11 protein-coding genes are annotated in these 11,238 nt (G+C 69.3%); 7 read left to right on the top strand and 4 right to left on the bottom strand.

Annotated elements, in window-relative coordinates; genetic code table 11:
* Window positions 1-97: 97 nt before the first annotated feature.
* Both MFF30_RS17825 and MFF30_RS17830 read right to left on the bottom strand, forming a co-directional pair.
* Window positions 98-1,132 carry an aspartate-semialdehyde dehydrogenase gene (locus MFF30_RS17825; RefSeq protein ID WP_238280817.1) on the bottom strand — a complete coding sequence of 345 codons (1,035 nt, stop codon included), beginning with the start codon at window positions 1,130-1,132 and terminating at the stop codon, window positions 98-100.
* Between the two features lie 266 nt (window positions 1,133-1,398).
* Window positions 1,399-2,412: an LLM class flavin-dependent oxidoreductase gene (locus tag MFF30_RS17830; protein WP_238280818.1), complete on the bottom strand. Its 1,014-nt coding sequence runs from the start codon at window positions 2,410-2,412 to the stop codon at window positions 1,399-1,401.
* 246 nt (window positions 2,413-2,658) lie between these two features.
* On the opposite strand from MFF30_RS17830, the gene MFF30_RS17835 reads away from it, so the two are divergent.
* Together MFF30_RS17835 and MFF30_RS17840 are read left to right on the top strand one after the other, a co-directional pair.
* Window positions 2,659-3,552 carry a hypothetical protein gene (locus MFF30_RS17835; protein WP_238280819.1) on the top strand — a complete coding sequence of 298 codons (894 nt, stop codon included), beginning with the start codon at window positions 2,659-2,661 and terminating at the stop codon, window positions 3,550-3,552.
* 103 nt (window positions 3,553-3,655) lie between these two features.
* Window positions 3,656-4,063, top strand: a complete 408-nt coding sequence (locus MFF30_RS17840; RefSeq protein WP_238280820.1) for a hypothetical protein — start codon at window positions 3,656-3,658, stop codon at window positions 4,061-4,063.
* 73 nt (window positions 4,064-4,136) lie between these two features.
* Here MFF30_RS17840 and leuB read toward each other — a convergent pair whose 3' ends face one another.
* A complete protein-coding gene (gene leuB / locus MFF30_RS17845) occupies window positions 4,137-5,240 on the bottom strand; it encodes a 3-isopropylmalate dehydrogenase (RefSeq protein WP_238280821.1) in 1,104 nt (367 codons plus the stop codon).
* Window positions 5,241-5,292: 52 nt separating this feature from the next.
* Window positions 5,293-6,255, bottom strand: coding sequence for a polyprenyl synthetase family protein (locus tag MFF30_RS17850; protein WP_238280822.1), 963 nt, complete (start codon window positions 6,253-6,255; stop codon window positions 5,293-5,295).
* 117 nt (window positions 6,256-6,372) lie between these two features.
* Between MFF30_RS17850 and mtgA the strand changes: the two genes are divergently transcribed.
* From mtgA to MFF30_RS17875, 5 genes are all read left to right on the top strand, one after another.
* Window positions 6,373-7,071: a monofunctional biosynthetic peptidoglycan transglycosylase gene (gene mtgA, locus MFF30_RS17855; protein ID WP_373320933.1), complete on the top strand. Its 699-nt coding sequence runs from the start codon at window positions 6,373-6,375 to the stop codon at window positions 7,069-7,071.
* A 116-nt stretch (window positions 7,072-7,187) separates the two neighbouring features.
* Window positions 7,188-8,204, top strand: coding sequence for a DUF4424 family protein (locus MFF30_RS17860; RefSeq protein ID WP_238280824.1), 1,017 nt, complete (start codon window positions 7,188-7,190; stop codon window positions 8,202-8,204).
* Window positions 8,205-8,235: 31 nt separating this feature from the next.
* Window positions 8,236-8,802, top strand: a complete 567-nt coding sequence (locus MFF30_RS17865) for a hypothetical protein (protein ID WP_238280825.1) — start codon at window positions 8,236-8,238, stop codon at window positions 8,800-8,802.
* A gap of 229 nt (window positions 8,803-9,031) precedes the next feature.
* The gene (locus tag MFF30_RS17870) at window positions 9,032-10,780 is read left to right on the top strand and encodes an outer membrane beta-barrel protein (protein WP_238280826.1); all 1,749 of its coding nucleotides are present in this window, start codon (window positions 9,032-9,034) and stop codon (window positions 10,778-10,780) included.
* A gap of 160 nt (window positions 10,781-10,940) precedes the next feature.
* Window positions 10,941-11,238 (top strand): phosphoglycerate mutase family protein (locus tag MFF30_RS17875; protein ID WP_238280827.1); only part of this gene is annotated, 298 nt, incomplete at its 3' end.

Below are 11,238 nucleotides of genomic sequence, written 5' to 3' on the forward strand. Positions count from 1 at the left end.
CCCCAAACGCAGAACGCCGCCCCAGGGGTGGGACGGCGTCGGTCGTAACGCTGGCGGCCTCTGAAGATCAGCGGCCCAGTCTCGAAAAATCTCAGGCTCAGGCGGCCGCCTGCTGTCGCTTCAACAGCTTCCGGTTCACCAGCATCTCGGCGATCTGCACGGTGTTGAGCGCCGCGCCCTTGCGCAGGTTGTCGGCGACGCACCAGAAGTTCAGGCCGTTCTCCACCGTGGCGTCCTCGCGGATACGGGAAACGTAGGTGGCGTCCTCGCCGGCGGCCTCGTGCGGGGTCATGTAGCCGCCGGGCTCGCGCTTATCGACCACCATGAGGCCGGGGGCCGAGCGCAGGATCTGGGTGGCCTGCTCAGCCGTGATCGGGCGCTCGAACTCGACGTTCACGGCTTCCGCGTGGCCGATGAAGACCGGCACGCGCACGGCGGTGGCGGTGAGCTTGATCTTGGGGTCGAGCATCTTCTTGGTCTCGGCGACCATCTTCCACTCTTCCTTCGTGTAGCCGTCCTCCATGAACACATCGATGTGCGGGATGACGTTGAAGGCGATGCGCTTCGTGAACTTCTCGGCCTTGATCTCGCCGGCGGTGAAGACCGAGCGGGTCTGCTGGAAGAGTTCGTCCATGGCGTCCTTGCCGGCGCCGGAGACGGATTGATAGGTCGCCACCACCACGCGCTTGATCGTGGCCGCGTCGTGGAGCGGCTTCAGCGCGACCACGAGCTGTGCTGTGGAACAGTTCGGGTTGGCGATGATGTTGAGCTTCGAGAAGCCGTGGATGGCGTCCGGGTTCACCTCGGGCACGATCAGCGGCACGTCCTGGTGGTAGCGGAAGGCCGACGAGTTATCGATCACGACGCAGCCGGTCTGGCCGATGCGGGGCGACCACTCCTTCGAGGTCTCGCCGCCGGCCGACATCAGGCAGATGTCCGTGTCGGAGAAGTCGTAGGAATCGAGGGCCTTCACCTTCAGGATCTTGTCGCCGAAAGACACCTCCTGACCGGCCGAGCGGCGCGAGGCGATCGCCACCACCTCGTCCGCCGGAAAGGCGCGCTCGGACAGGATGTCCAGCATCTCGCGGCCCACATTGCCCGTGGCACCCACGACGGCGACCTTGTAACCCATGGTTCTTCACTCCGCTCTGCGCGGGCGCCGAGGGGCCGGGCGGCGCCCGCCGACCCGGCGAGGCGCAGCGTCCGGTCCCGGCGCCGTTCTCAAGCCTTCCTGCCGTGCGCCGCGCCACCAGGGGTGGCCGGCGGCCCGCCGGCCGCGAAGGTACGCGGCCCGATCCCGGTCCGCTCCGTCCGGCGACGGCCGCATCGCAGCATGAGTCGCCAAGGGCGGGAGCAAGACGCTTCGCTCCCGCCGCTGTCAAGGGTCGACGGCCCCGATCAGGCCACCAGGGCGGCGGGGACGGCGCCGAGGGCGTCCCGCGCCTCCGCCAGGATCGTGTAGGAGCGCCGCCGCGCGGCGGGGTCGTGGATCGCCGCCGCCGCCATGATCTCGTCAGCGCCGGTTTCGCGGATCAGGTCCGCGAGGCCCTGCCGCACGGTCTCGAGGGAACCCACGAGGGCGCGGGACAGCATCCGCGAGGCCTGCGCCCTCTCGTGGGGCGCCCAGTACGCCTCGATATCGTCGATGGGCGGACGCAGGAGGCCACGGGTGCCACGCACCAGGTTGGTGAATTGCTGCTGGACCGAAGTGAACAGCCGGCGCGCCTCGGCGTCGGTCTCCGCCGCCACCACGTTGACACCGATCATCGCGTGCGGCCGGCTCAGCTGCGCCGAGGGCTGGAAGCGTTCGCGGTAGATCCTGAGCGCGGGCAGCAACTGCTCGGGCGCGAAATGCGAGGCGAAGGCGTAGGGGAGCCCGAGCATCGCGGCGAGTTGCGCGCCATAGGTGCTCGACCCGAGGATCCAGAGGGGTACCTTCAGCCCCGTGCCCGGCACCGCCTGGACCGCCTGCCCGGGTTGCGGGTCGCCGAACAGCGCCTGGAGTTCCAGCACGTCCTGCGGGAAGGTGTCGGCGGCGTCGGCCGAGCGCCGCAGCGCCCGGGTGGTGCGCGGGTCGGTGCCCGGGGCGCGTCCGAGGCCGAGGTCGATCCGGCCGGGAAACAGGGACTCCAGGGTGCCGAACTGCTCGGCGATCACCAGCGGTGCGTGGTTCGGCAGCATGATGCCGCCCGCGCCGACGCGGATCGTGCGGGTGCCGGCCGCGACGTGGCCGATCACGACGGCGGTGGCCGCGCTGGCCACCCCGATCATGTTGTGGTGCTCGGCGAGCCAGAACCGCCGGTAGCCGTGCGCTTCCGCATGGCGGGCGAGATCCAGGCTGTTGCGCAGGGCATCCGCAGGCGTCGCGCCCTCGGGCACGAAAGCGAGATCGAGGACGGAAAGGGGGATCATGGATTCCTTGGTCATGTCGCGCGGTGGTGCCCCCTGCATCAAATCGCGATGGGCTGCGCGTGCTGCAAGCCGGGGCGGGCATGTGTCGCCCGCATGGGTCGATACCGATGATTCACCCTGTCGGCGGAAAGCCCCGGCTCGTTGCCTCATCGGAAACCCGCGCTTGGTGGAGGCGCAGGCAGTGTCGCTTCGTATGGGCGGCCCCTGGTCGCCGGCGAATCCCGGAACGCGATGCGAACGATCCCGATGCAAGCAGCCCCGATGCGAACACTCTCGCAAGGAGAGGATTCCGGTCCGGACCTCACGGCCCCGGCCAAGCATCGGCGTTCACTCCTGTCGGTGCGCAACCTGGCTCGGGTCGCGGGCGCCGGCATGGCGATCGCGGCCTTGAGCCTCGTGGTGCAGGAGGGCCGGCCACGCGCGACGCTGCCGGCGGTCGGCGCCGAAGCCGGCATGGTGCCGGCCTCCGCGCAGGTTGTCCGTGCCGCGAGACCTCTCGCCGAGACGGCGCCGCGCTTCCGCCTCGACGATCCCGAGGCGATCGAGCCCCCGCGCGCCGAGGCCGCCCGCCGCAATCCGGCGAGCGGACGCCGGGAAGATGTTGTGATTCAGGGCGGCTTCGACACGATCGAGGCGTCCTACCTGCGCCTGACCCTGACCGAGCTGTCCGATCCAGAACCGGGTCCGAGCCTGTTCGTCACCCTGGCCCGGCGTGCCGCGGATGGTCAGGCCCTGGCCGTGATCCGCACGGGCGAGCGGAGCACGATCGAGACGAAGTTCGGCCCGATGGAAACCCTTGAGGTGACCCTCGGCGGCGATGGCAAGCGCACCTGCACCGGCTTCGGGAGCCTGCACCCCGGCGCGATCCGCCTCGACGGCTGGCTCTGCGCCCCCCTCGGGCAGGCGCCCGAACCACGCGCCATCACGTGCCTCCTCGACAAGGTCGCGCTGAACGGTCAAGCTTCTCCCGAGATGGAGGCCGCGTTCGCGGCGTTCGAGGCCCGGCGCGATCCCGGCTGCGCATCGCCGACCGCCCGCGCCGCCACCCGTGAGATCGGCAGCGAGACCGGATCGCTCGCAAACCGCGGCACACGAAAAAATGAGGCCAAACTGCGGCGATCTCGCGAAGCGCGGCCATAATCCGGGAACCTCGGCCGCTCTGGCACGTCTTCATTCCATACAGAGGCCCCGAGTTTCTTAAGGAAACCGGCCTACAGTCTCACAGTCTCAACGAAGGTGCGTCATGCGCTCTGTCTCGATTGCCCTGATGGGCGCTCTCACTCTCGCAGCCGTCGGCGCGAACACCGCCGCCGAGGCTCAGGGGCGCTATGCGCCGGCCGGCTACCGCGTCAGCCAGCCCCTGCCGATCCGCATCCGTCCGCGCAGCTGGCTGGATGCCGGGAACGTGGTCGAGGCGAACAACGGTTCGGTCGGCAACCCGGCGACGAACCCGCACTTCATCACGGCGAGCTACCTGAATTCGCCGCCCTACGGCCGTAACGATCGCTTCGGCGGCGGCATCCTGCCCGATCCGATCACCAACGGCCCGTTCATCGGCGCCCGCTCGAGCGCGATCCGCAACGTCGACTTCTCGGCCGTCGACGCGATCGATCCGACCTCTTACGTCTCGCGCTTCGGCAACCCCTACTAAATCCGGCCCCAGGGCTGGATATGCGACGGGCCCCTCACGGGGCCCGTTTTCGTTTGCGTCGAGGGCGCGCCGCTCAGGCGGCGTGCTTCAGTTCGCGGATGATCGCGTCGCCCATCTCGGACGTGCTGATCGGAGTGGTGCCCTCGGCGGCGATGTCCCGGGTACGGGCGCCGGAGGCGAGAGTGCGGGTGACGGCGGAATCCAGCAGATCGGCCGCCTCGCCGAGACCGAAGGAGTAGCGAAGGCACATGGCGAGCGAGCCGATCATGGCGATCGGGTTCGCGTAGCCCTTGCCGGCGATGTCCGGGGCGGACCCGTGGACCGGCTCGTAGAGGGCCTTGCGGCTGCCCTTGGCATCGACGGCGCCCAGGGAAGCCGAGGGCAGCATGCCGAGCGATCCGGTGAGCATCGCCGCCACGTCCGAGAGCACGTCGCCGAACAGGTTGTCGGTGACGAGGACGTCGTACTGCTTGGGCCGGCGCACCAGCTGCATGGCGCAATTGTCGGCGAGCACGTGCTCCAGGGTGACGTCGCTGTAGTCCGCGTGGACCTTGGTGACGACCTCCTTCCAGAGCACGCCGGACTTCATCACGTTGTGCTTCTCCGCCGAGGCGACCCGGCCCGAGCGCTTGCGCGCGAGGTCGAACGCCACGTGGGCGATCCGCTCGATCTCGGCCGTGGTGTAGACTTGCGTGTCCACGGCGCGCTTCGAGCCGTCGGGCAGGGTGGTGATCTCCTTCGGCTCGCCGAAATAGACGCCGCCGGTGAGCTCGCGCACGATCATGATGTCGAGGCCCTCGACCAGCTCGCGCTTCAGGGCCGAGCCGTCGGCGAGCGCCGGGTAGCAGATCGCCGGGCGCAGATTGGCGAACAGGCCGAGATCCTTGCGTAGGCGCAACAGGCCCGCCTCCGGCCGGATCTCGTAGGCGACATCCGCCCATTTCGGGCCACCGACCGCGCCGAGCAAGATGGCGTCGGCGGCATCGGCCCGGGCCAGAGCCTCGTCGGTGAGGGGCTTCCCGTGGGCGTCGATGGCGCTGCCGCCGACGAGATCACGCTCGATCTCGAAGCGAGCGAGACCCAGCGCGTCCAGGGCGCCGATCACCTTCTCGACTTCCGCCATCACCTCGGGGCCGATGCCGTCGCCGGGCAGGAGCAGGAGCTTGTAGGAGGTCATGACATCAACTCGCGATCAGTTTCTTCGAAGGACGGGTGCGTTCGATCCGCCGTCAGACCTTGCGCGCCACCGTGAACCGCGCCGCCTGGCGCAGGGTCTCGGCCTTGTCGCCCCAGGCCGCCACCGCCTCTTCGCAGACGCCGACGAGGCGGTCGCACTCTGCGCGGGCGCCATCGAGGCCGAGACGGTCGACCAGGGTCGCCTTGCCGGCATCCTTGTCCTTGCCGGTAGCCTTGCCCATGGCCTCGGACGAGGCCTCGCGGTCGAGAATGTCGTCGGCGATCTGGAAGGCCTGGCCCAGCGCGTGGCCGTAGCGCAGAAGCGCCTTGCGCTGGTCCGGCGTCGCGCCGCCGACGATCGCGCCGGCCTCGACCGAGAACGCCAGGATCGCACCGGTCTTCATCGCCTGCATCTGCAGGGTGTCGTCGACGCCCAGCGACACGGGGCCGAAGCGGCCCTCGGCGCCGAGATCGAGAAGCTGGCCGCCCACCATGCCGCCGAGGCCCGAGGCCTTGGCGAGGCCGAGCACGAGGTCGGCACGGATCGCCGGGTCGGGCTGCCAGGCGGCATCGGCCAGGATCTCGAAGGCCAGGGTCTGGAGCGCGTCGCCGACGAGAATCGCGGTGGCCTCGTCGTAGGCCTTGTGCACGGTCGGCTTGCCACGGCGCATGTCGTCGTCGTCCATGGCCGGCATGTCGTCGTGGACGAGGGAGTAGCAGTGTACCAACTCGATGGCCGAGCCTGCCGCGAGGGCGCCGGTCTCGGAGCCGGCGAGCATCCGGGCGGTCTCGATGGCGAGGAAGGGGCGCAGGCGTTTGCCGCCGCCGAGCACGGCGTGGCGCATCGCCTCCATCAGGCGCACCGGCCGGGTGATTTCGCCGGCCTGTGTCTCGGGGCTCAGCCGCTCGGCGAGATAGGCCTCCACCGTGTCGGCGACCGTGGCAAGCCTGTGGGAAAACGCGTCGACCGGGGCATCCGCCTTGACCGAAGCGTGGGATCCTTGCGTTGAGGTCATGTTCGGTCGGGCCTTCGGTCAGACGTCTTCGGGTCGCGGGCGGGGGAGGTTCGAATTCAGGACGGGCGAGACAGCGCGGAGCGACCGCTGCGGCAGGTTTCGGAGCGCCCGCTGCCGATGCGTGGGGCACCCGGCCGGACGCGGACCAGGGGTGTGCGGTGGATCGTCAATCGCCTCCTGCTCCTCCCTGTCATCGGCCTCGTCCTCTTGCTGTCGCTCGCGCTCGTCTATAGTGCGCTGACCCCGCCCTCAACCCTGATGCTGGGACGATGGTTGACGCTGAAGTCCGTCGACCGGCAGGTCGTCGGCCTCGACGCGATCTCGCCCTATCTGATCCAGGCGGTCGTCGCCTCGGAGGACCAGCGCTACTGCCTGCATGACGGCGTGGACTGGGGCGCCCTGCGCGACGTGGTCGACGACGAGGAGGGCCCGAGCCGCGGCGCTTCGACGATCCCGATGCAGACGGTGAAGAACGTCTTCCTGTGGCCGGGCCGCTCGGTGATCCGCAAGGCCCTGGAGATCCCCCTGGCGGTCGTGGCCGACACCCTGTGGGGCAAGCCCCGCACGATGGAGATCTACCTCAACATCGCCGAGTGGGGAGATGGCGTGTTCGGCGCGGAGGCCGCGGCGCAGCGCTGGTTCGGCAAGCCGGCCCGCGCGCTGACGCGGGGCGAGGCTGCGCTGCTCGCGGCCGTCCTGCCGAACCCGATCCTGCGCAATCCTGCCCTGCCGTCGCGCGGCGTGCGCGCCCAGGCCGCCCGCATCCAGGCACGGATGAACGGCGTGGGCGGGCTGATGGGGTGCCTCAAACGATGAGGCGTCCCGCCGACCCGCGCGGCGCCGGCCTCGCCTTTTCCATGAACTGCACCCAGGCGTAGTGATAGTCCGGGTTCTGTTGCCTTCGACCTCGAACCAGCCACCGGATTTCCACGATGCTTTCTGCACGACGCCTTGCGCCCGCCGCCCTCCTGGCGAGCGTTCTTTTCGGCTCGCCCGCCCGGGCCAATGACAGCGCCGCCGAACTCGATGCCGGCGGCCTCGTGCTGGTGAAGGATCCCGACATCGGCCTCGCGCGCGAGGACCTGCGGATCGGCCTCGAGCGCATCACCGTGCGCTACGTGTTCCGAAACCGCTCGAACGGCCCGCGCACGGTGCGGGTGGCGTTTCCGTTGCCCCCCATCGACGGGGAGGAACTCGTGACCTCGGCCCAGAACCTGCCCGACGAATCGAGCGCCAATTTCGTCGGCTTCACCGTGACGGTGGATGGCGCGGCGATCACGCCGCAACTCGAGGAACGCGCCTTCCTCGGAACCCGCGAGGTTGGCGAGCTCCTGCGCAAGCACGAGCTTCCCCTCAACCCCATGCGGCGGAACGCCGTCGAGGCGGCCGTGGCCAAGCTGTCGCCGGCCGCCAAGGCCGAACTCTTGAAGGCCGAGCTCATCACCGACGAGGAAGGCCCCGGCGGCGGCCGCTGGCGGAGCGAGGCCAAGTTCCATTGGGAACAGACCTTTCCGGCCGGGCGCGATCTCGTCATCGAGCATGCCTATCGGCCGGTGAAGGGCAGCCTGCTGGTCGGGCGCAGCGATCTCACCGATCGGGCGTTCCGCGCCCGCTACTGCCTCGACGACGCGGGAGTCGCCGGTCTGCGCCGCATCATCGCCGGCGCCGCCGCGAAAGCGCCCGACCAAGGTGGAGGCCCGGACGCCGTGGTCCACGCCGTGGTGGTTCCCTACATCGTCACGACGGCGCGCAACTGGGCCGGCTCCATCGGCACCTTCGCGCTCACCATCGACAAGGGCGATCCCAAGACCCTGGTGAGCCTATGCCGGAAGGGTATCGAGAAGACCGGACCGACCACGTTCGCCTTCACGGCCACCGACTACGTGCCCGATTCCGACCTCCGCGTGCTGTTCGTCTCCCAGGATGCGCAGGCCCTCGGCATCAAGTAGAGCAGCCGGACCGTTGCCAGAAAGACCCGTAATGACCGAGCCGACCTTCGAACTCACCCTGGAGCGCATCGCGCTGATCCGCCGGATGGTGGTGGCCTGGAATTCCGAAGGTGTCGGCGCACCCATCGTCCATCCGGAAGCGCCCTACGGCAGCACCGACCGCGACGGCGACATCTTCAACGTCACCGGCGACGACGACGGCGCGGACGAGGAGCACCGCGCGCTCGGCGACGCCCTCGCGGTGTTCACCGCCAATGCCGTGCTCAAGCCGGGGCGCTACGCCTACCACAACACCCTGGCCAAGTTGGCCTCCGACGATGTCGGCGACGTCTTTCGCGACGAGACCACCGGCGAGACGCCCGAGCACGTCACCTTCGACGTGACGGCCGAGCAGGTCGCCCGCGTCCAAGCCCTGGCGATTCGCTGGGACGCCGCCCGCGACGTACCGGCGGTGGACACCGATGCGCCCTACGGCCCCGGCATCGAGTTGCCGGCCGAGCACCGCGAGATGCAGCCGGTACTGCAGATCTTCCTGCGCTACGGTGATCTCGGGCCGGGCGATTTCGCCCGGACGGCGGCGGGCTGGCGGCCGGCCTGATTCGCGCGCCCGCGTTGTCAGCGCGCATCGACCCTCAGAACAGAGCCTCGCCGCGCGGCCGACGAGGTTCTAATCCGTCACGATGACGTCATCGGGTCTGTCCTGAACGTCGATGCCCCAGCGCATCGCGAATCCTTCGACTCGTACCGGAAGTGCGTGGCAGCGCGGCCACAGACGGGCCGCTAATCCTGCGTGACAGTACGGCCGGCAGTTTCCGGAGTAGTCCCCCGTGCGGTCCGTCCTTCTTGCTGTTCCCATGCTCGGCCTCGGCTACGCCGCCGCCGCAGCGGATCTCGCTCAGCGCACGCCCCCCCCCCCGGCGGTCGCTGAAATCGGCGCGCCGGCCTTCACCTGGACCGGCTTCTACGCCGGCCTCTTCCTCGGTTACGGCTCCTTGGGGGAGAGCGGCACGCAGACCTGTATCGGTCCACGCGGCGTCATCAACGGGCCGGGCTGCGCACCGTTTCCCGCACTCTCGCCGCGGCCCCGGGCCGACGACCTCTCCGCGGGCAGCGAGATCGGCTACAATATCCAGTTGGCACCGGGCGCCGGCCCGGTTTTCGGCCTCGCCGCCGATTATCAAGCGACCCGCCTGCGGGGATATGGCGAGAGCGAGGGCTTCTTCCCCATCGTCCCGACGGCCTTCAACGAAGGCGCGACCTACCATCTGGGCCAGCGCCTCGACGGGCTCGGGACCGTGCGTGGGAAGGTGGGGTATGCGTTCGACCGCCTCTACCTCTACGGCACGGGCGGCGCCGCCTATGGCCAGGTCCGCATCGATGTCGATACGGCCTTTGGAAACGATACGTTTCAGGCGCGAGGGCTGCTCGGTGGGTTTCGCCTCGGCTACGCGGCCGGTGGTGGCGCCGAGTACGCAATCAGCCCGCATCTCTCGGTCAAGGCGGAAGGGCTCTACTACGACCTCGGTGAGCGCACGGTCTACGACCGGGCGACCCTGGGCGGCGCACGCTATGGCGGCACCATCGCCACGCGGGGCTTTCTCGGCCGGGTCGGCCTCAATTACCGGTTCGGTAGCGGTATCCCGGGCCTGGGTCTCCTCGACGATGTCCGCAGCGTGCTGGAGCCGGTGGCCTACACGCCCCTTCCGGCCTCGGACTGGGCTTTCGAGACAGGCGCGCGCTACATGTATAGCACCGGCCGGTTCCGATATCGGCTCGGCGCACCCGGCAATGCCGCGCAGACGAATTCCCGCCTCACCTATGACAGCGTCGGCGCGCACGCGAGCGAGAGCTTCCTGCGGGTCGACCACAACCCGACAGGCTTGTTCGCGAAAGCGTTCGTCGGCTCAGGCATCGTGACGACCGGCCGGCAGACCGACGAGGATTTCCCGCCCGTCGCGCGCCCCTACTCCCGCACCACCTCGACGATCTCCGACGGTGACATCGGCTACGCGGTGGCGGATGCGGGCGCCAACATCCTGGTCGGTGACACCTACAGGCTCGGGGCATTCGCCGGCTACCAGTACGTCTCCGAGTTCATCGATGCGTTCGGGTGCGCGCAGCGCGTGGGGGGCAGTTTCTGCACTCCGACCGTTCCGATGAGCGTGAAGGTGTTCACTCAGGACGCGCATTGGCACGCGCTGCGGCTCGGCCTCGCCGGCGAAATGCGGTTCGATCGCCTGAAGCTGTCCGCCGAGGCCGCCTACCTGCCGGTCGTCGACCTTTCGGGGTTCGATCATCACTGGCTGCGGGCGAGCATCAATCCGTTGCCGCAATCCGGTTCCGGCAGCGGGTACTTCCTTCAAGCTCTCCTGTCGTACGACCTGACGCAGAAGATCAGCGTCGGCGTTGGCGGTCGATACTGGTCGATGGAGACCGGCAGCGGGCGTACGAAGTTCCCGCTGCTCCAGGCCAGCCCGACGAAGTTCGAGACCCATCGGGCCGGTGCCTTCCTGCAGGCATCCTACGCCTTCACCGATAAGAGCTTCGACCTGGGTTCCGTTCTGTCGCGGCCCTGACGCGGACGTCGGGGCCATCGCCCACCCAGATGGCGTGCCCCGCAGGCCCTTTCACGGTCTCGCCCCGGGCGTGCGGCGTGGATGCAGGACACAGGGTGCGAACACAGACGCCATGACGAACGTTGGGACCAAGGATCGATTATCCTCGGGGACCTGACGAATGCTGCAACGCTGGCCGAGCCGGATCTGGATCGTCCGCCATGGCGAGAGCGCCGGCAACGTCGCCCGTGACGCCGCCCTCGAGGCCGGGTCCGAGCGCATCGACATCGCGGAGCGCGACGTCGACGTTCCCTTGAGCGATCGCGGCCGCCGGCAGGCCGAGGCGTTGGGGCGCTGGTTCTCCGAGATGCCGGAGGCCGAGCGCCCCAACGTGGTGCTGACCTCGCCCTACCGCCGTGCCCAGCAGACCGTGGCGGGCATCCGGGGAGCCGGCGGTGTGGCGGCGGACGCGCCGGAGG

It is taken from the genome of Methylobacterium goesingense (assembly GCF_022179225.1).
In the GTDB taxonomy this organism is placed as follows: Bacteria; Pseudomonadota; Alphaproteobacteria; order Rhizobiales; family Beijerinckiaceae; genus Methylobacterium; species Methylobacterium goesingense.